This window comes from Variovorax atrisoli 110B, assembly GCF_000382045.1.
Lineage (GTDB): Bacteria > Pseudomonadota > Gammaproteobacteria > Burkholderiales > Burkholderiaceae_C > Variovorax > Variovorax atrisoli.
Map to the genome: position 1 here is coordinate 153,408 of NZ_KB907456.1, position 18,183 is coordinate 171,590.

General features: G+C 66.2%; 18 protein-coding genes and 2 tRNA genes. 15 read left to right on the top strand and 5 right to left on the bottom strand.

Annotation, left to right across the window (positions count from 1 at the left end):
• Positions 1 to 32: 32 nt before the first annotated feature.
• On the bottom strand, positions 33 to 2,129 hold the full coding sequence (gene ggt, locus G369_RS0120360; protein ID WP_019655878.1) for a gamma-glutamyltransferase: 2,097 nt from the start codon (positions 2,127 to 2,129) through the stop codon (positions 33 to 35).
• A gap of 144 nt (positions 2,130 to 2,273) precedes the next feature.
• Between ggt and uvrC the strand changes: the two genes are divergently transcribed.
• Genes uvrC through G369_RS0120375 form a run of 3 tightly spaced genes read left to right on the top strand, consistent with a single transcriptional unit; the run spans position 2,274 to position 5,745 of the window.
• A complete protein-coding gene (uvrC, locus tag G369_RS0120365) occupies positions 2,274 to 4,235 on the top strand; it encodes an excinuclease ABC subunit UvrC (protein ID WP_020723185.1) in 1,962 nt (653 codons plus the stop codon).
• Between the two features lie 56 nt (positions 4,236 to 4,291).
• Positions 4,292 to 4,858, top strand: coding sequence for a CDP-diacylglycerol--glycerol-3-phosphate 3-phosphatidyltransferase (gene pgsA, locus G369_RS0120370; RefSeq protein ID WP_019655880.1), 567 nt, complete (start codon positions 4,292 to 4,294; stop codon positions 4,856 to 4,858).
• Positions 4,855 to 5,745 carry a DMT family transporter gene (locus G369_RS0120375; RefSeq protein WP_019655881.1) on the top strand — a complete coding sequence of 297 codons (891 nt, stop codon included), beginning with the start codon at positions 4,855 to 4,857 and terminating at the stop codon, positions 5,743 to 5,745. Before pgsA ends, G369_RS0120375 begins: the two co-directional genes overlap by 4 nt.
• 15 nt (positions 5,746 to 5,760) lie before the next feature.
• Here G369_RS0120375 and G369_RS0120380 read toward each other — a convergent pair whose 3' ends face one another.
• A complete protein-coding gene (locus G369_RS0120380; RefSeq protein ID WP_038115356.1) occupies positions 5,761 to 6,708 on the bottom strand; it encodes a LysR substrate-binding domain-containing protein in 948 nt (315 codons plus the stop codon).
• Positions 6,709 to 6,794: 86 nt separating this feature from the next.
• On the opposite strand from G369_RS0120380, the gene G369_RS36080 reads away from it, so the two are divergent.
• From G369_RS36080 to G369_RS0120410, 6 genes are all read left to right on the top strand, one after another.
• Positions 6,795 to 7,727: an alpha/beta fold hydrolase gene (locus G369_RS36080; RefSeq protein ID WP_019655883.1), complete on the top strand. Its 933-nt coding sequence runs from the start codon at positions 6,795 to 6,797 to the stop codon at positions 7,725 to 7,727.
• On the top strand, positions 7,724 to 8,809 hold the full coding sequence (locus G369_RS0120390; RefSeq protein ID WP_019655884.1) for a tartrate dehydrogenase: 1,086 nt from the start codon (positions 7,724 to 7,726) through the stop codon (positions 8,807 to 8,809). The genes G369_RS36080 and G369_RS0120390 overlap by 4 nt, the downstream gene beginning before the upstream one ends.
• Before the next feature lie 220 nt (positions 8,810 to 9,029).
• Positions 9,030 to 9,302, top strand: coding sequence for an HU family DNA-binding protein (locus G369_RS0120395; protein WP_007830705.1), 273 nt, complete (start codon positions 9,030 to 9,032; stop codon positions 9,300 to 9,302).
• Positions 9,303 to 9,331: 29 nt separating this feature from the next.
• Positions 9,332 to 9,407 (top strand) — tRNA-Val (locus G369_RS0120400).
• A gap of 77 nt (positions 9,408 to 9,484) precedes the next feature.
• A complete protein-coding gene (locus G369_RS0120405) occupies positions 9,485 to 11,401 on the top strand; it encodes a SurA N-terminal domain-containing protein (RefSeq protein WP_019655885.1) in 1,917 nt (638 codons plus the stop codon).
• Between the two features lie 144 nt (positions 11,402 to 11,545).
• Entirely contained in the window at positions 11,546 to 12,220 is a 675-nt protein-coding gene (locus G369_RS0120410) for a histidine phosphatase family protein (protein WP_019655886.1), read from the top strand.
• A gap of 39 nt (positions 12,221 to 12,259) precedes the next feature.
• On the opposite strand, the gene G369_RS0120415 is transcribed toward G369_RS0120410, so the two are convergent.
• Together G369_RS0120415 and G369_RS0120420 are read right to left on the bottom strand one after the other, a co-directional pair.
• A complete protein-coding gene (locus tag G369_RS0120415) occupies positions 12,260 to 12,592 on the bottom strand; it encodes a hypothetical protein (RefSeq protein ID WP_019655887.1) in 333 nt (110 codons plus the stop codon).
• A 69-nt stretch (positions 12,593 to 12,661) separates the two neighbouring features.
• The gene (locus tag G369_RS0120420; RefSeq protein ID WP_019655888.1) at positions 12,662 to 12,910 is read right to left on the bottom strand and encodes a GlsB/YeaQ/YmgE family stress response membrane protein; all 249 of its coding nucleotides are present in this window, start codon (positions 12,908 to 12,910) and stop codon (positions 12,662 to 12,664) included.
• Positions 12,911 to 13,121: 211 nt separating this feature from the next.
• Here G369_RS0120420 and G369_RS36085 point away from each other — a divergent pair, with 211 nt between their 5' ends.
• The 3 genes from G369_RS36085 (at position 13,122) to G369_RS0120435 (ending at position 14,544) form a co-directional block, all read left to right on the top strand.
• Complete coding sequence (locus G369_RS36085; RefSeq protein ID WP_019655889.1) at positions 13,122 to 13,760, top strand: YbhB/YbcL family Raf kinase inhibitor-like protein; 639 nt, start codon at positions 13,122 to 13,124, stop codon at positions 13,758 to 13,760.
• 77 nt (positions 13,761 to 13,837) lie between these two features.
• Positions 13,838 to 13,913 (top strand) — tRNA-His (locus tag G369_RS0120430).
• Positions 13,914 to 14,199: 286 nt separating this feature from the next.
• Positions 14,200 to 14,544, top strand: a complete 345-nt coding sequence (locus tag G369_RS0120435; RefSeq protein WP_019655890.1) for an H-NS histone family protein — start codon at positions 14,200 to 14,202, stop codon at positions 14,542 to 14,544.
• 82 nt (positions 14,545 to 14,626) lie between these two features.
• On the opposite strand, the gene G369_RS0120440 is transcribed toward G369_RS0120435, so the two are convergent.
• On the bottom strand, positions 14,627 to 15,613 hold the full coding sequence (locus G369_RS0120440; protein WP_019655891.1) for an NADPH:quinone oxidoreductase family protein: 987 nt from the start codon (positions 15,611 to 15,613) through the stop codon (positions 14,627 to 14,629).
• Between the two features lie 128 nt (positions 15,614 to 15,741).
• Here G369_RS0120440 and surE point away from each other — a divergent pair, with 128 nt between their 5' ends.
• The 3 genes from surE to G369_RS0120455 are packed head-to-tail and all read left to right on the top strand — an operon-like array spanning position 15,742 to position 18,183.
• On the top strand, positions 15,742 to 16,500 hold the full coding sequence (gene surE / locus G369_RS0120445) for a 5'/3'-nucleotidase SurE (RefSeq protein WP_019655892.1): 759 nt from the start codon (positions 15,742 to 15,744) through the stop codon (positions 16,498 to 16,500).
• A gap of 1 nt (position 16,501) precedes the next feature.
• The gene (locus G369_RS0120450; protein ID WP_019655893.1) at positions 16,502 to 17,275 is read left to right on the top strand and encodes a protein-L-isoaspartate(D-aspartate) O-methyltransferase; all 774 of its coding nucleotides are present in this window, start codon (positions 16,502 to 16,504) and stop codon (positions 17,273 to 17,275) included.
• Between the two features lie 11 nt (positions 17,276 to 17,286).
• Positions 17,287 to 18,183 carry a peptidoglycan DD-metalloendopeptidase family protein gene (locus G369_RS0120455; RefSeq protein WP_019655894.1) on the top strand — a complete coding sequence of 299 codons (897 nt, stop codon included), beginning with the start codon at positions 17,287 to 17,289 and terminating at the stop codon, positions 18,181 to 18,183.

Genomic DNA, 18,183 nt, shown 5'->3' on the forward strand with positions numbered 1-18,183 from the left:
AGCCCTCAGGGCCGCAAGGGCCCTGCGGAACCTCAGGGCGTGAAGGTGTCGCCCAGCACGATGCCTTCGCGCCGTGGGTCGGCACCGCCGGTCAGGACCGGTTTGCCGCCGACGTTGGTGCGGATCACGGTACTCACGCCACTCGACTGGGCACCGAAGTTCACGGTGTGACCCAGGGCGCGCAGGCCGACGATCAGCGGGTCGTCGTTGCCGTTGTTGCCGGTATTCACGTTGGGATGCTCTCCGCCCACGTTGGTGGCACTGTAGGTGGCGCCCGAGGTGGCGGGGGAGTTGGTGGCGCCGAAGTCGACCAGCGACGTGGCCTGCTGCGCATCCAGACCCCAGTCGAGCGCGCCCACCAGCGTCTTGACCACGTACTGGATGATGGTCCCGCCGCCTGGAGAGCCCGTGCCCATGACGAACTCGCCCATGCTGCCGTCGGTGTTCTTCCTGAACACCAGCGTCGGCGCCATCGTGCTGCGCGGGCGCTTGCCCGGCGCTACGCGGTTCGCTACCTTGACGCTCGGAGTCACGCTGGTGTCGTCGGGGTTGGACGCAAAGTCGGTCAGCTGGTTGTTCAGCATGAAGCCCTGAGTCATGTGATACGAGCCGAGCGTGGACTCCACCGTGGTGGTCATAGAGACCACGTTGCCCTGCTTGTCGACGATGGTGAAGTGTGTGGTGCCGTGCTCCTCGGTCTTGTCGATGCCCAGCGGCACCGAGCCGAGGTCGCCAGCTTTCGCCAGGCCCATGCTCTTTGTCAGGCTGATGAGGCTTGCGCGGCCCTGCAGGTAGGGCTTATTGATCATCGTGTCGACGGAGCCTCCGGGGAGTGGAACGAAGTCGGTATCGGCCACGTACTTGTCGCGGTCGGCGTAGGCCAGGCGCTCGGCCTCGCTCACCAGGTGCACGCCCATCACGGTGGGCTTGCCGCCTTCGATGTCGATGGCGGTCGGCTTGTACAGTCCCAGATTGAAGGTTTCGAGGATGCCCAGGCTTGCCACCACGGCGATGCCGCCGGACGACGGCGGCGACATGCTGCAAACGTAGTAGTCGCGGTAGGTGCCGCAGACCGGGTCTCGCCGCTTGGCCTTGTAATTGGCCAGATCGGCCATCGTGGTCATGCCGGGCGTGATGGCCGAGCCGTCGTTCGCAGCGGTCGTGATGCCGATCTTGTCGACGATGCCCTGCGCGATGTCGCCTGTATAGAAGGCATCGGCGCCCTGGCTGGCAATGGCGTTGAGCGTCTTCGCGTATGCCGGGTTCTTGATCTTCGTGCCCAACGCCTTTGGGGTGCCGTCGGCATTCAGGAAGTAGGCCGTAGCCTCGGCGTCACGCTTGAGGCTGGTGGCCGAAGCGGAGATGGCGGCTGCCATGCGCCCGCCGATCGAGAAGCCGTCGGATGCGAGCGTTATGCCGTAGCTGAAGAGGTCCTTCCAAGGTAGCTTGCCGTGGTCCTTGTAGGCGATGTCGAGCATGCGCACCGCACCTGGCGTGCCGATGGAGCGGCCGCTGGCGCGCGCGCCGCCGGGCTTGGGCTGCGTGGTGTCGGCGCCGGTCGGGTCGATGTAGCGCAGGTAGTTCTCGTTGGCGGCGGCCGGCGCGGTCTCGCGGCCGTCGTAGGCCTGCACCTTCTTGGTCGCCGCGTCGTAGTGAAGCATGAAGGCGCCGCCGCCCAGGCCGCTCGACTGCGGCTCGACCAGTCCGAGCACGGCCTGCACCGCGACCGCGGCATCGACTGCGCTGCCGCCGGCCTTGAGGATGTCGCAGCCGGCTCGTGTGGCCAGCGGGTGGTTGGCGACCACCATGTAGTTCTTGGCGTACACCAGCTTGTGACCGGGCGCGTAGCCTGAAGCCGGTTCCGGGGCGGCAGGGTCGCCGGCATCGCCGGAGCCGACTACCACGGACGAATTGCCACTCGGGATCAGGCAACCCGTATCGGGTGCGGCCGGCGCAGGCGTAGGCGCCGGCTGGTTGGCGGCATTGATTGCAGCGATGGCCGCGAGGGCGGCCGCCGTGTTCTGCGCATCGTTGTTGCCGGAGCCGCCGCCGCAGGCCGCCAGGCTCAGCGAAAGCGCGACGGATGTGAGAGGCCACCAGACGACGCGTCTGTTGTTGTTTTCTTTCATGAGATTTCCCGAGTAGGTATGTGTGAAAACCACGGGCGCTCCTCGCGCCCGTACCCAATCTTCAGCACATTCCGTTCCAGTCGGTGTCGGGGTTTGCGCGCAGGCGCCCGCCAGGGCCGCATGGCGCGCGCCACAATAGCCGCCATGTCAGACGTGCATTCCGAACAACTGCTCAGCGAAGTCGCGGCCCTGCCGCAGCTGCCCGGTGTCTACCGCTATTTCGACGCGGCCGGGGCGGTGCTCTACGTGGGCAAGGCCCGCAACCTGAAGAAGCGGGTCGCCAACTACTTCCAGAAGAACCACGGCGGTACGCGCATCGGACACATGATCTCGAAGATCGTGCGCATGGAGACCACGGTGGTGCGCTCGGAGGCCGAGGCGCTGCTGCTCGAGAACAACCTCATCAAGACGCTCAAGCCGCGCTACAACATCCTGTTTCGCGACGACAAGAGCTATCCCTACCTCAAGATCGCGTCGCACCAGTTTCCGCGGCTGGCCTACTACCGCGGCGCGGTCGACAAGAAGCACCGCTACTTCGGGCCGTACCCGAGCGCTTGGGCGGTGAAGGAGTCGATCCAGCTGCTGCAGAAGGTGTTTCGCCTGCGCACCTGCGAGGACACGGTGTATGCCAACCGCACGCGGCCCTGCCTGCTGTACCAGATCAAGCGCTGCAGCGGGCCCTGCGTGGGTCACATCGGGCCCGAGGCCTATGCGCAGGACGTCGCCAGCGCCGAGGCCTTCCTGATGGGCGACACGCAGCTCGTGCTCTCCAAGCTCGAGCAGCGCATGACGGCGCATGCCGAGAAGCTCGAGTTCGAGCAGGCGGCCGAACTGCGCAACCAGATGTCGGCGATCTCGCGGGTGCTGCACCAGCAGTCCATCGAGATCGCGTCCGACAAGGACGTGGACATCCTTGCTGTGAAGGTGCAGGGCGGCAAGGCCTGCGTGAACCTCGCGATGGTGCGCGGCGGGCGGCATCTGGGCGACCGGCCCTACTTTCCGGTGCACGTGGAAGACGCGGCGCAGATCCATCACGGCGAGCTCGACGACGAGGAGGGCGCGCCGCCCGCCGTCGCGGATCCGGTCGAGGTGCAGGTGCTCGAGGCCTTCATCGCCCAGCACTACATCGACGTGCCCGTTCCCGCCACGCTGGTGCTCAGCGAGCAGGTGAGCCGCGAGCTGATCGAGGCCATCTCGCAGCAGGCCGGCTCGCGCGTGACGGCGGTGTTCCAGCCGCGCGAGCAGCGCCGCCACTGGCTGGAGATGGCCGAGACCAACGCCAAGCTGCAACTGGCCCGGCTGCTGGCCGAAGAGGGCTCGCAGCAGGCGCGCACCCGTGCGCTGGCCGACGCGCTGGAGCTGGCTGCGGACGACCTCGACAACTTCCGCATCGAATGCTTCGACATCTCGCACACCGCGGGCGAGGCGACGCAGGCTTCCTGCGTGGTGTTCGAGCACCACGCCATGCAGAACAAGGAATACCGCCGCTACAACATAGAGGGCATCACGCCCGGCGACGACTATGCCGCCATGCGCCAGGTGCTGCACCGCCGCTACGGCAAGCTGGCCGAGGCCATGGCCGCCGAGATCGATGCCCTGCCTCCGGGCGATGCCGAGAGCGACGGCAGCGCTGCGCCGCCCAAGCCGCGCACCGCCCGCATGCCCGACCTGGTGCTGGTGGACGGCGGCAAGGGGCAGGTGTCGATGGCGCGCGAGGTGTTCGGCGAACTGGGGCTGCCGCTGTCGCTGATCGTGGGCGTCGAGAAGGGCGAGGGCCGCAAGGTCGGCCTCGAGGAACTGGTGTTCGCCGACGGCCGCGAGAAGGTCTACCTCGGCAAGGACTCGGCCGCGCTGATGCTGGTGGCCCAGATCCGCGACGAGGCACACCGCTTCGCGATCACCGGCATGCGGGCCAAGCGTGCCAAGGTGCGCGTGGGCGGCAGCCAGCTCGAAGACATCCCGGGCATCGGGCCCAAGCGGCGCGCGCGCCTGCTCCAGCGTTTCGGCGGCATCCGGGGCGTGGCGGCGGCGAGCATCGAGGACATCGCGTCGGTCGAGGGCATCGCCTCCGACCTTGCGGAAGAAATCTACAAGGCGCTGCACTGACCGATCGATCGCGCGACCTCCGCAGGGGGTTACCGCGGCCATGACACAATCAAGCGATGTTCTGGACCCTGCCGACCATCATGACCTGGACGCGCATCGTCGCGATCCCTTTGATCGTCGGTGTGTTCTACCTTCCGATGGCCGAGCCGATGCGCAACCTGATCGCCACGGTCATGTTCATCGTCTTCGCCGCCACCGACTGGCTCGACGGCTTCCTGGCACGCCGGCTCAACCAGACCTCGGCCTTCGGGGCCTTTCTCGATCCGGTGGCCGACAAGTTCCTGGTGTGCGCGTCGCTGCTGGTGCTGGTGCACCTGAACCGGGCCGACGTGTTCGTGGCGCTGATCATCATCGGCCGCGAGATCGCCATCTCGGCGCTGCGCGAATGGATGGCGCAGATCGGCGCCAGCAAGAGCGTGGCAGTGCACATGATCGGCAAGGTCAAGACGACCGTGCAGATGGTCGCCATTCCCTTCCTGCTCTATGACGGGCGCCTGTTCGGCGTGATCGACACCGGCGCCTGGGGCCAGTGGCTGATCTGGATCTCCGCCGTGCTCACCATCTGGTCGATGGTGTACTACCTGCAGAAGGCCATTCCGGAAATCCGGGCCAGAACCAAATGACGCCCGCGACCCCGGCCGGCAGCTCGGGCTGGCTGCGGGCGATGCCCGTGGTCTTCGTGCTGATCTGGAGCACGGGCTTCATCGTCGCGCGCTACGGCATGCCGTATGCGCCGCCCCTCAAGTTCCTCGCCGTGCGTTTCGCGCTGTCGCTGGCCTGCTTCGGTGCATGGGTCGCGCTCGCGCGGGTCGAGTGGCCGAAGCAGCGGGCCCAGTGGGCGCACCTGGCCGTCACCGGCGTCCTGATGCACGCAGGCTACCTCGGCGGTGTCTGGGCCGCGGTGCGCGAGGGCATGGGTGCGGGGCTGGTGGCGCTGTTGGTCGGCATCCAGCCGGTGCTGACGGCGGTCTGGCTTTCCTTCACCGGCGGGCGCATCACCGGGCGCCAGTGGATCGGGCTGGGGCTGGGTTTCGCGGGCCTGGTGCTGGTGGTGCTGCGCAAGCTGGGGCAGGGCGGGGAGGTCAGCGTGCAGACGATGGCGCTCGCGCTGATGGCGCTGTTGTCGATCACCGCAGGCACTCTGTACCAGAAGCGCTTCGTCGCGCCCTGCGACGTGCGCAGCGCGAGCGCCGTGCAGATGGCGGCTGCCGTGCTCGTCACCCTGCCGTTCGCGGCGCTGGAGACGGACAGCATCCACTGGAACCTGTATTCGGGTGGCGCCATGGCCTGGTCGGTGCTGGCGCTGTCGCTGGGCGGCAGCTCGCTGCTCTACATGCTGATCCAGCGCGGGACCGCCACTGCTGTCACCAGCCTGCTCTACCTGGTGCCGCCCTGCACGGCCGTGATGGCGTGGCTGCTGTTCTCCGAGCCGATCACGCTGGTGACGGTGCTGGGCATCGGGCTCACGGCGGCCGGCGTGAGCCTGGTGGTGCGCAGCGGCGGGCGCTGAGCCGTCTTCTTCTATCTAGCGCGCTCCGCTCCTGCCCGGCTTCCAGGGTTCGCTTCGGAACTGCTCGACGAGGTGGTCGACCAGCAGTCGCACGCGGCGCGGAGTCTTCGGCCGCCAGGGCGCGATCCAGTGGATGTCGGCTTCCGCCATCGCGTACTGCGGCAGCAGCCGCACGAGTTCGCCGCTTGCGAGCTGTGGTGCGATGTCCCAGAGGCTGCGCAGCATGATGCCGTGGCCGGCGATGCACCAGTCGCGCACCATCTCGCCCGAGTTGCTGGCCAGCGGCCCCTGCACGCGCACGCGGGCCGTGCTGCCGTCGCGCACGTGGCGCAAGGTCCAGACGGCATGCTGGCGCTGGCCGCCGGCGTCACCGTTCTCGCGCGCGACCAGGCAGTCGTGCGAAGACAGCGCCTCGATGGTGGCAGGCGTGCCCCGGCGTTTCAGGTAGTCGGGCGAGGCGGCGAGTACGCGCTGGTTGCGCGCGATGCGACGCGAGATCCAGTCGGCTGCGTGGCGCTGTTGCACGGCCCAGAGCCAGACCGCGCCGTCATAGCCCTCGGCGCCCAGGTCGGGGAGCTGCTCGGTGAGCAGCAGTTCGATCTGCAGCGCCGGGTGCCGAGCCTGGAAGGCGGCCAGCGCAGGCCCGAGCCAGAGCCGGCCGAAGCCGAAGGTGGCGGCCAGCCGGACCGTGCCGGTCAACTCGTTCTGCCGCTCGCCGAGTTCGCTTTCGAGTGCCGCGAAGCCGTCGAGCAATGCCCGTGCATGCAGGCAGACCGCCTCGCCTTCGGCCGTGGCGCTCAGGCGCCGCGTGGTGCGCTCGAACAGGCGCTGGCCCAGCCGCGCTTCGAGCGCGCCCAGCCGCTTGGTGACGACGGAGGGCACCACGTCCAGCGTGGCAGCCGCGCCCGCGAGGCTGCCCTGGTCGCGGATGGCGAGCACCAGCGCCAGGTCGCTTCTTTCCATCGAGGGTGGATTCATGCCATATCGGAAAGTATGAATTGGTCGATTGTTGCTTGATGACGTGAGGGGCGCAACGCACAATCGTCGCCGTGACGGCTTCTTCCTTTCTTTCCTTTCCCACCTTCGACATCGAGCGCGACGGCGTGCGCATCCACGGACGCGTCGGCGGGCAGGGGGCTCCCTTGCTGCTGCTCCATGGTCATCCGCAGACGCATGCGATCTGGCATCGCGTGGCACCGGCGCTGGCCGAGCGGTTCACCGTGGTCGCGGTCGACCTGCGCGGCTACGGCGATTCGGGCCGGCCGGCGGCGGATGCCGAGCATGCCGTCTACAGCAAGCGCGAGATGGCGCTCGACGCCCTCGCCGCGATGCGGCACCACGGCTTCGAGCGCTTCGGCATCCTCGCGCACGACCGCGGCGCCCGCGTCGCGCACCGGCTGGCGATGGACCACCCCGGGGCGGTCGGGCGCATGCTGCTGCTCGACATCGCGCCCACGCTCGCGATGTACGAGCAGACCTCGGAGGCATTCGCCAAGGCCTACTGGCACTGGTTCTTCCTGATCCAGCCCCCGCCGCTGCCCGAGGCGCTGATCGCCTCGGACCCGGTGCGCTACGTGCGCAGCGTGATGGGTGGTCGGCACGCCGGCCTCGCGCCGTTCGCGCCCGAGGTGCTGGCCGAATACGAGCGCTGCGCCGCCATCGCGGGTACCGCCGAATCCATCTGCGAGGACTACCGCGCATCCGCCACCATCGACCTCGTGCACGACCGCGCCGACATCGCAGCCGGCCTGCGGCTCGAGCAGCCCTTGCGCGTGCTGTGGGGTGAGCATGGCGCGGTCGGCAAGGCCTTCGACGTGCTCGCGCTGTGGCGCGAGCGCGCCGCCGAGGTGTCGGGCCGGGCGCTGCCCTGCGGCCACTATGTTCCCGAAGAGGCCCCTGACGAACTGCTCGCCGAAGCCCTGGCCTTCTTCTCTCTTCTTCTTCCACCTTCGCAACACGCACCCGCAGGAGACACGCCATGAGCACCCACAGAATCGCAGTCATCGCCGGCGACGGCATCGGCAAGGAAACCGTGCCAGAAGGGCTGCGCGTGCTCGACGCCGCGGCGCGCAAGTTCGGCATCGACCTGAAGTTCGACCACTTCGACTTCTCGAGCTGGGACTACTACGAGAAGCACGGCCAGATGCTGCCCGACGACTGGAAGGAACAGATCGGCGGCCATGACGCCATCTTCTTCGGCGCGGTGGGCTGGCCCGAGAAGATCCCGGACCATGTGTCGCTCTGGGGCTCGCTGCTGATGTTCCGCCGCGAGTTCGACCAGTACATCAACCTGCGTCCGGCGCGCCTGATGCCCGGCATCATCGCGCCCGTGGTGCGCCGCGACGGCACGCCGCGCGAGCCCGGCGAGATCGACATGTACATCGTGCGCGAGAACACCGAGGGCGAATACTCCAGCATCGGCGGGCGCATGTACCAGGGCACGCCGCGCGAGATCGTGGTGCAGGAAACCGTGATGTCGCGCCTGGGTGTCGATCGGGTGCTGAAGTTCGCGTTCGAGCTCGCGCAGTCGCGGCCGAAGAAGCACCTCACGAGCGCGACCAAGTCGAACGGCATCTCCATCACCATGCCGTACTGGGACGAGCGCGTGGCGGAGATGGGCAAGAACTATCCCGGCATCAAGCTCGACAAGTTCCACATCGACATCCTCACCGCCCACTTCGTGCAGCGGCCGGACTTCTTCGACGTGGTGGTGGCGAGCAACCTGTTCGGCGACATCCTGTCCGACCTCGGCCCCGCGTGCACCGGCACCATCGGCATCGCGCCCAGCGCCAACCTCAATCCCGACCGCACCATGCCGTCGCTGTTCGAACCGGTGCACGGTTCGGCGCCCGACATCGCCGGCAAGGGCATCGCCAACCCGATCGGCCAGATCTGGTGCGGCGCGATGATGCTGGAGTTCCTGGGCCACAAGCAGGCGCACGACGCCATCCTTTCGACCATCGAGAAGGTGCTCGCGCCCCAAAGCGGAGCGCCGCGCACACCCGACATCGGCGGCAACGCGAGCACCTCCGACCTGGGCCGGGCCATCGCCGATGCGCTTTGAGAGCCTTTGAAAAAGGACTTCACGAAACGCCCCTAAAATCGCGCGCTCCGCTGCTCGGCATGGCCTCGTGTCTTATTGACACCCTGCAGACCAGTGGTTGTAATCCTCGCTGGCAGCGCGCTGCCGAGGCGTCAGGCCTGCCGGGTTCTTGTGTCGCACCGTCTGCGGCCAGGTCGCAGCTGACGGAAGCCGACCAACTTTTTTTCTACAAGGGGCCCTTGTGAACAAGACCGAACTGATTGAGCACATCGCAAAGAACGCCGACATTTCCAAAGCTGCTGCGACCCGCGCGCTCGAATCCACGATCGGCGCCATTCGTACCACGCTCAAGAAGGGCGGCTCCGTTTCGCTCGTCGGTTTCGGCACTTTCGCAGTAGGCAAACGCGCGGCCCGCACCGGCCGAAATCCCCGCACCGGCGACGCGATTAAAATCAAGGCAGCCAAGATCCCGAAGTTCCGTCCCGGCAAGGCGCTGAAAGACGCGCTGAACTGAGGCGTTAGACTCGGAGAGTATTCCCGGTGGGGTGCTTAGCTCAGCTGGTAGAGCGGCGCCCTTACAAGGCGTAGGTCGGGGGTTCGAGCCCCTCAGCACCCACCACCACCCGATGCAAAGGCGAACCACAAGTTCGCCTTTTTTATTGCCGTCCGACTGCTGTCGAAAAAGAGTGTTCAAGCATGTTTGATACCTTCCGCAAGTACAACAAGATCGTGATGATCATCTTGTTCTTGCTGATCATTCCGTCGTTCGTGTTGTTCGGCGTCGAGCGCTATCAGGGCTTCGGTCGCGACGAGAAGGTCGCGCGCATCGAAGGACACGACATCACGAAGCCCGAGTGGGATCAGCAGCACCGCGTCGAGACGGACCGCATCCGCCAGCAGTCGCCCAACGTCGATCCGACGCTGCTCGAGTCCGATGCCATGCGCTACGCAACGCTCGAGCGCATGGTGCGCGACCGCGTGCTGGCCGCAGCGGCAGCCAAGGCCAACATGACCGTCTCCGAAGAGCGCCTCTCGCGCATCTTCGCGCAGGACCCGGGCCTCGCCACCTTCCGCACGCCCGACGGCAAGTTCGACCGCGACACCTTCCAGCGCGTGACCGGCCGCACGCCCGAGCAGTACGAGGCATCCGTGCGCGCCGAGATGGCGACGCAGCAGGTGCTGCTGGGCATCTCTAGCACCGCCTTCACGCCGCCCGCGCTGGCCGCGACCACCATCAACGCCTTCTACGACACGCGCGAGATCCAGGTCGCCCGCTTCGCACCCGATGCCTTCGCATCCAAGGTGACGGTGAGCGATGCCGACATCGAGACCTACTACAAGGACCACACGGCGCAGTTCCAGGCTCCCGAGCAGGCGAGCATCGAGTATCTGGTGCTCGACCTCGATGCGGCGAAGAAGAACGTGGTCGTGAACGAGGCCGATCTCAAGACCTACTACGAGCAGAACGCATCGCGCTTCGGCACAAAGGAAGAGCGCCGCGCCAGCCACATCCTGATCACCGCCCCGGCGAGCGCGCCGGCAGCGGACCGCGAGAAGGCCAAGGCTAAGGCGGAGCAGCTTCTTGCCGAAGTGAAGAAGGCGCCCAACACCTTCGCCGAGGTGGCACGCAAGAATTCGCAGGACCCGGGCTCGGCGGAGAAGGGCGGCGACCTCGACTTCGTGACCAGGGGCGCGATGGTCAAGCCTTTCGAAGATGCGATGTTCGCTCTCAAGAAGGGCGAGATCAGCGGTGTCGTCGAAACCGAGTTCGGCTATCACATCATCCACCTGACCGACATCAAGCCGGCAGTGGTTCCGCCCTTCGAGCAGGTGCGCGCGACCATCGAGAACGAAATGCGCTCGCAGCAGGCCACGCAGGAATTCGCGAAGGCTGCCGAGACCTTCACCGATGCGGTCTACCAGACGCCCGACAGCCTCAAGCCGGCCGCCGACAAGCTGAAGCTCACGATCCGCACGGCCGACAACGTGCCGCGCACGCCCGCACCGGGCGCGACCGGCCCGCTGGCGAACCGCAACTTCCTGAACGCGCTGTTCGCGGCCGACTCGCTTGAGCGCAAGCAGAACACCGAAGCCATCGAGGTCGGTCCCAGCCAGCTGGCGTCCGGTCGCGTGACGAAGTACTCGCCGGCGCACCCTGTGCCGCTGGCCGACGTGAAGGACAAGATCCGTGCGCAGCTCGTCGCGGAACGCGCCGCGGTGCTGGCGAAGACCGAAGGCGAAGCAAAGCTCGCCGCGTGGACCGCGAAGGCTGACGGCGCCACCTTCGGTGCGCCTGTGACGGTGTCGCGCCGCGATGCGCAATCGCAGCCGCTGCCCGTCATCGACGCAGCGCTGCGTGCAGACCCTTCCAAGCTGCCGGCGCTCGTGGGCGTGGACCTGGGTGCGCAGGGTTACACGGTGGTCCGCGTGACCAAGGTCGTTTCGCGCACGCCGCCACCGGCCGAACTCGCCAAGCAGGAGCAGTCCCAGGTGGGCCAGTCCGTGGCTGCTGCCGAAGACGCCGCGTACTACAACATGCTGAAGGATCGCTACAAGGCAGAGATCCTCGTGCCGAAGCCAGCGGACACGCTGCCGGTCGCAGCAGGCCGCTGACACGCGCATCGCCTTTTTGCAAATCGCACATGAAAAGGCCCGGGCCGATGGCTCGGGCCTTTTTCATTTCGGTGTGCCTGTGGCCGCGTAAGCAGGTCACACGAGGGACAACTCGTGCGTTCGCTTCTTGCCAGAATTCCGGCCATGGGAACCCTCTACCTCGTGCGCCACGGGCAGGCCAGCTTCGGCGCTGCCGACTACGACAACCTGAGCGAGCTCGGGCATCGGCAGGCCGTTCGCCTCGGCGAGTACTGGCGCGAGCGTGGCATGAAGTTCGATGCCGTGATCACCGGTACGCTGAAGCGCCATCGCCAGACGTGGGAGGGCATCGCCAAGGGGCTTCGGCTGGAGCGCGACGACGTGCTGCCCTGGCCCGGCCTCAACGAATACGACAGCGAGGCGGTCATCGCGACCATCCACGAAGGCAAGCTGCAGAAGCCCGACACGCCCGAGATGTACCGCCATCATTTCCGGCTGCTGCGTGAAGGCTTGAGCGCATGGATGCAGGGCAGAACCGCGCCGGCGGGCATGCCCAGCTATGTCGACTTTCTGGCGGGCGTGACGACGGCGCTCGACCATGTGCGCGACCGGCACCATGGCGCGAAGGTGCTGGTGGTGTCGAGCGGTGGGCCGATCAGCACCGCAGTGGGCCACGTGCTGGGCACGAGCGCCGAGACGACGATCGAACTCAACCTGCGCATCCGCAATACCTCGGTGACCGAGTTCGCGTTCACGCCGAAGCGGCACATGCTCGTCACCTACAACACGCTGCCGCACCTGGATGGGCCGGCGTATGAGGACTGGGTCACCTATTCCTGAAGAGGTGCCGGCCGATCGCCGGGTTGGGTGGGCTGGGTATCAGGCCTGCCACACGCCGTAGCCGGCCTTGCGCAGCGCGATGCCGAGGTCGACCTCCATGAGGCGCGCGTCCTCGTAGGTCATGGGGTTGTAGCGTTCGTAGAGCGCGGGCAGCAGGCGCAGCCCGAAATCCTGCACGAAGCTGTTGGCCTGGATGCCGGCCTTGTGCTTGTCGAATCGGATGTCGGGATCCAGGCCGGTCATGCCGACATAGACGAAGGGCTTGCCGAGCTGATAGTCGGGATTGGCGCGCCTGAAGCGGCCGTTGTTCCATACGCGGTCATCCAGCTCGACCACATACACATGATGCTTGGCGCGTGCTTTGCGGGGCATCACCTGAGGCCGTGCGCGCGAGCCGGCACGGCCTTGTCTCCTTACTGCTCTTTTTGTTGCGCCGGCCGGTCAGCTCTTGCGCTTGATCATGCCGTAGATGAAGAGCAGCACGATCGCACCGAGCACCGAGGCGATGAAGCCTGCACCCTGCCCGGCGGTGTACCAGCCCAGCGATTGGCCGACGTACGTGACGATCAGCGAGCCGGCGATGCCGATGATGGTCGTGACGATGAAACCGGCGGAGTCGTCGCCCGGCTTGACTGCCCGTGCCACGAGACCCACGACGAACCCGATCAGGATAGTCCAGACGATGCTCATGAAGATATTCCTTTGGAGTGGTGAAGGAGGGAACTGGCGCTGAGCCGAGGCCCGTCCGCGCGGGGCGCATTCATGATAGCGGAGCGGCGCGTGCGCCGGAGGTGCTGCGGCACATCGAGCCGAGCGCCCGAGAATTTATGCCGGGGCTCGCGACGCAGGTGCTGCGTGGCGTCCTACATGTTCTCTCCCGGCGTGGCAGTACACCCTATGGATGCTGGAAAAACTGCCTGAAGTCATCGGCCAGGCGCTGCAGGGCGTGCGCGCTGGCTTGGACAACATCGTCTTCAACACGCTGGGCATGCGCGAGGGGATGGGTTCGATCGAACTCGCGAGCATGGCCTTCGCCGACCATGCGCCCTTGCCGCAGCGTTGTACCGCCGACGGCGAAGGGGTGTCTCCACCGCTTCAGTGGAGCGGCCTCCCCTTGGGGGCGTCATCGCTGGTGCTGATCGTGGAGGATGCCGACTCGCCCACGCCGAACCCGTTGGTGCATGCCATCGTGGTGGATCTGGCGCCGGAAAACGGCGCGCTGGCAGAAGGGGCCTTGCCCAGCCAGGACAACGAAGGCGCGCCCGGGACGCACGTGGGACGCAACTCCGCCCTGCAGGCGGCGTGGCTGCCGCCCGATCCGCCGCCTGGGCACGGCGTTCACCGGTACGCGTTCCAGTTGTTCGCGCTTGGAGGCGAACCTGCTGCGTTTTCCGAAAGTCCCGGAAGAGACGAGATCGTGGATGCCCTGCGCGAGCATGCGCTGGCGAGCGGCCTGCTTGTTGGCACCTACGAGAGATCAGATGGCTCAGTCAGCATTCCCGACGCGGCTGCGCCGGGCAGGTCGGCCGTAGCGGGATGAAATGTGGCTTTTTGAGCCCTCTCAAGATTGTTTTCGCCGAAACGCCGAGTTTTAACGCTATAATCGTAGGCTCTTCGGTGGCTGTAGCTCAGCTGGTAGAGTCCCAGATTGTGATTCTGGTCGTCGTGGGTTCGAGTCCCATCAGCCACCCCAAAATATCTCCTTTGTGCTATTGCTCAATAGCACATTCAAAGGAACAAAAACGCCGGGTTTGTCCCGGCGTTGTCATTTTCAGCCATCGCACGCGCTGCGATCTTCAGGCTGAAGCCTATTTTTCTCCCCCGTCTCTACATAACCGATCGCCTCTTGGCATCTCGCTTTACGTTGCGAGTTGTTGCATTAATGCAATGTCCCGTCGTTTTTTTCGGCTGCCGGGGCACTTGTGCCAAATGTAAACTGAATTAAAATCGCCCCGTTTTCAATTTTCTGGAGTCCAAGAATGGCTTCGACCCTCGCCGATATCAATTCCCAGATCAAGAAGCACGACGAGCAGATTGCGCAATTGCGCAAGCAGGCCGAAGACCTGCGCAACCAGGAACGCTCTGGCGTGATCGAAGAGGTCCGCCGCAAGATCGCGGAATATGGTTTGACGGCCTCCGACCTCAAACTGACCGGCCGCGCAGCTTCCGCCAAGCGCGGCGCCAGCGCCGCTCCGGCAAAAGCAGCCGCCAAATATCGCAGCCCGACGGGCGAAACCTGGTCTGGCGGCCGTGGCCGCAAGCCGCGCTGGGTGACCGAGGCATTGGCTGCGGGCAAGTCGCTTTCCGATTACGAGATCAAGTAACTCGCCTCGTTTTCGCTGGGCAGATGCCCAATAAAAAAGCCCGCATGAGCGGGCTTTTTTATTGTGTGGCCGAGCAGCGCGCTCAGTTCACCATCACCAGTTTTCCTTTGACTCCGCGCGAGCCCATGTGAGCGTAAGCGGCCTTCAATTCCGCCATGGGCATCGTGCTGTCGATGACCGGCTTGATCTTTCCCTGGCCGTACCACTGAGCCAATTCGGCCATCATCTGCGCATTGGCCTGGGGCTCGCGCTTGGCGAAATCGCCCCAGAACACGCCGACCAGCGAGGCGCCTTTGAGCAGCGTCAGATTCAATGGAAGCGAGGGGATCGGACCCGATGCAAAACCGACGACCAAATAACGGCCGCGCCATCCGATGGAGCGAAAGGCCGGCTCCGCGAAATCGCCGCCGACCGGGTCGTAAATGACATCCGGTCCTTTGCCATCGGTCGCGGCCTTGATGGCGTCGCGAAAACCGTTGGGCAGCGCGTGCGTCGTGTAGTTGATCGTCGCATCGGCGCCGATGGAGCGGCAGAGCTCGCACTTCTCGTCGGTGGAAGCGGCTGCGATCACCTTGGCGCCGGCCGCTTTCGCGATCTGGATGGCCGCGGTGCCCACGCCGCCTGCAGCGCCGAGCACCAGCACGGTTTCGCCGGCCTTCAGTTGAGCCCGGCCCATCAGGGCGTGCCAGGAGGTGGCGTAGATCATGATGAACGCGGCCGCGTCGACATGGCTGAAGCCTTCGGGCAGCGGCATGCACAGCGCCGCGGGCGCCAGCGTGTGGGTGGCGAAGCCGCCCGTACCGGAAAGGCACGCCACGTTCTGTCCGACCTTCAGGTGCGTGACGCCTTCGCCCACTGCCTGGATGACGCCCGCGTACTCGGAGCCCGGAACGAAGGGCAGCGGCGGCTTCATCTGGTACTTGTTCTGCACGATCAGCAGGTCTGGGAAGTTCAGGCTCGCCGCCTTGATCTCGATGAGCACCTGGCCCGGGCCCGGAGTGGGGGTGGGCAGTTCCTTCCAGGTCAGCGCGTCGACGCCGACGGGGTTTTCGCAAAGCCATGCGTGCATGCCAGGGGTCTCCTTCAGACAAGTAATGTTGGGGCAATGACTGCGGGCATGATAGGGGCCGAGGCGGGGCGGGCTTGTCCCTGCTGCGACGCACCCGAAGCCTACAATCCGGTGCATCCAGAAGCACCATGAAGATACTTATTTCCAATGACGACGGCTTCCAGGCGCCGGGCATCGTCGCTCTGCACGACGCGCTCAAGGACATTGCCGAAGTCGAGGTGGTCGCACCCGAACACAACAACAGCGCCAAGTCGAACGCGCTGACGCTGGCAGCGCCGCTGTACGTGCGCGAGGCGCACAACGGCTTTCGCTACGTGACCGGTACTCCGGCCGATTGCGTGCACATCGCGCTCAAGGGCCTGCTCGACTATCGGCCCGACCTTGTGGTTTCAGGCATCAACAACGGCGCCAACATGGGCGACGACACCATCTATTCAGGCACCGTGGGCGCCGCGATGGAGGCCTACCTCTTCGGCATTCCGGCCATCGCGTTCTCGCAGATCGAAAAGGGCTGGGCCCATGTGGATGCGGCGGCCCAGGTGGCGCGGCGCCTGGTCCAGCAGATCGAGCGCGAGCGCATGCACGAAGGCGGCGCGTTCCTGCTCAACGTGAACGTGCCGAACCTGCCTTTCGACGAGCTGAAGCCTGTCAAGGTCTGCCGCCTCGGCCGGCGCCATGCGGCTGAGAAGGTGATCACGCAGGACAGCCCGCGCGGCGAGACCATGTACTGGATCGCCGGTGCCGGCGGCGCCAAGGACAGCGGCGAAGGCACCGACTTCCATGCCACCGCGGCCGGCCACATCGCGCTGACGCCGCTGCAGATCGACCTGACCGACCACGCCAACCTTGGTCAATGGCGCGAGACGGTGGCCCGTCTCGGCAACTGACATGGCCACGCAGCGGCCCAGTTTCCCCGTCCGCCTGACACCCACCGCTTCGGCCGCCACGCGAGGGCGCATGCCCGCCGCGCCGGTCAGGCCCGTGGTGCCGTCCACGCCCTCGATGGCGTCCGACGCCGTGCGCGCGCGCATGGTGCAGAAGCTCGCGGCGCAGGGCATTTCCGATGCGCGCGTGCTGCGCGCGATGGGCGCCGTGGAGCGCCATCGCTTTGTCGACAGCGCGCTGGTCAACCAGGCCTACGAAGACACCAGCCTGCCGATCGGCCTGGGACAGACCATCTCCAAGCCCAACGTGGTGGCTCGCATGATCGAGCTGCTGATGGGCGCTCCCGCGCTTGCCGGAAAGCCCGATGGCAAGCTCGGCAGGGTGCTAGAGATCGGCACGGGCTGCGGCTACCAGGCCGCGGTGCTGAACCATGTGGCGACCGAGGTCTACAGCATCGAGCGCCTGCGCGGTCTGCACGAGCGGGCGCGTGCCAATCTGCGGCACTTCCGGCTCGCGACCGTGCACCTGATATTGGGCGACGGGATGATCGGCTACGCCAAGGGCGCGCCCTATGCCGGCATCATCGCGGCTGCGGGCGGCGAGGCGGTGCCCGAGGCATGGATCGAACAGCTTGCCGTGGGCGGCCGCATCGTGGCGCCGACGCATTCCGCGAAGGGCGGACAGACCCTCGTCGTCATCGACAAGACCCCCCGCGGACTGGAGCGGCTCATTCTTGAGGCCGTTCACTTTGTCCCCCTAAAATCCGGAATCGCTTGAAGGAATAACAAATGCAGGGTTTTGGCAATCGGAGTTGGTTCGCTGGCGTCACGTTGGCCTTTGTGCTGGTGATCGCGGGCTGTTCCACACCTCGCGGGCCGGCACCAGTCGAAGACCGCGGCACGATGACGCGCGCACCGGCCGCCACGGTGCCCGGCGGGCCTCCCATCACCACCGACGCCAACGGCAAGCCGCTTCCCGGCATCGAAAACTACGGCAAGCCCGGCTACTACGCAGTCCGTCCGGGCGACACGATCCGCCGCATCGGCGCCGATACCGGCCAGCGCTGGCAGGACATCGTCCGCTGGAACAACATCGAGAACCCCGACCTGATCGAAGTCGGCCAGGTGCTGCGCGTGATTCCGCCCACCGGCACCGCGGTCGCAGCAGCGCCGGCACCTTCTTCCGATAGCGCGGTCACGAAGGCGGTGCCGCCGCAACCGGCGGTGGTGCCCTCGACGCCGTCCAGCGGCGCGGCCAAGTCGCCGGCGCCAGTCACTGCTTCGCCGGCAAGCCCTTCCAGCGGCGGTTCGGGTGACGAGGACGTGGGCTGGATCTGGCCTGCGAGCGGCACGCTGATCGCCGGCTTCGACGAAGCGAAGAACAAGGGCTACGACATCGCCGGCAAGGCTGGCGACCCGGTGCTGGCCGCAGCCGACGGGCGTGTTGTCTATGCGGGCGCGGGCCTGCGCGGCTACGGCAACCTGATCATCCTGAAGCACAACAACACCTACCTCACGGCATACGCGCACAACCAGACGCTGCTCGTGAAGGAAGACCAGTCGGTCCAGAAGGGCCAGAAGATCGCCGAGATGGGCAACAGCGATGCCGATCGCGTGAAGCTGCATTTCGAGATCCGCCGCCAGGGCAAGCCCGTCGATCCCTCTCGCTACCTGCCCAGCAGGTGA

Coding starts and splice junctions, on each gene's coding strand:
- G369_RS0120435 (WP_019655890.1), top strand. CDS start 14,200: ATGGCTTCGACCCTCGCCGATATCAATTCCCAGATCAAGAAGCACGAC.
- G369_RS0120410 (WP_019655886.1), top strand. CDS start 11,546: ATGGGAACCCTCTACCTCGTGCGCCACGGGCAGGCCAGCTTCGGCGCT.
- uvrC (WP_020723185.1), top strand. CDS start 2,274: ATGTCAGACGTGCATTCCGAACAACTGCTCAGCGAAGTCGCGGCCCTG.
- G369_RS0120415 (WP_019655887.1), bottom strand. CDS start 12,592: ATGCCCCGCAAAGCACGCGCCAAGCATCATGTGTATGTGGTCGAGCTG.
- G369_RS0120420 (WP_019655888.1), bottom strand. CDS start 12,910: ATGAGCATCGTCTGGACTATCCTGATCGGGTTCGTCGTGGGTCTCGTG.
- G369_RS0120450 (WP_019655893.1), top strand. CDS start 16,502: ATGGCCACGCAGCGGCCCAGTTTCCCCGTCCGCCTGACACCCACCGCT.
- G369_RS0120440 (WP_019655891.1), bottom strand. CDS start 15,613: ATGCACGCATGGCTTTGCGAAAACCCCGTCGGCGTCGACGCGCTGACC.
- pgsA (WP_019655880.1), top strand. CDS start 4,292: ATGTTCTGGACCCTGCCGACCATCATGACCTGGACGCGCATCGTCGCG.
- surE (WP_019655892.1), top strand. CDS start 15,742: ATGAAGATACTTATTTCCAATGACGACGGCTTCCAGGCGCCGGGCATC.
- G369_RS0120405 (WP_019655885.1), top strand. CDS start 9,485: ATGTTTGATACCTTCCGCAAGTACAACAAGATCGTGATGATCATCTTG.
- G369_RS0120390 (WP_019655884.1), top strand. CDS start 7,724: ATGAGCACCCACAGAATCGCAGTCATCGCCGGCGACGGCATCGGCAAG.
- G369_RS0120455 (WP_019655894.1), top strand. CDS start 17,287: ATGCAGGGTTTTGGCAATCGGAGTTGGTTCGCTGGCGTCACGTTGGCC.
- G369_RS0120380 (WP_038115356.1), bottom strand. CDS start 6,708: ATGGAAAGAAGCGACCTGGCGCTGGTGCTCGCCATCCGCGACCAGGGC.
- ggt (WP_019655878.1), bottom strand. CDS start 2,129: ATGAAAGAAAACAACAACAGACGCGTCGTCTGGTGGCCTCTCACATCC.
- G369_RS36085 (WP_019655889.1), top strand. CDS start 13,122: ATGCTGGAAAAACTGCCTGAAGTCATCGGCCAGGCGCTGCAGGGCGTG.
- G369_RS0120375 (WP_019655881.1), top strand. CDS start 4,855: ATGACGCCCGCGACCCCGGCCGGCAGCTCGGGCTGGCTGCGGGCGATG.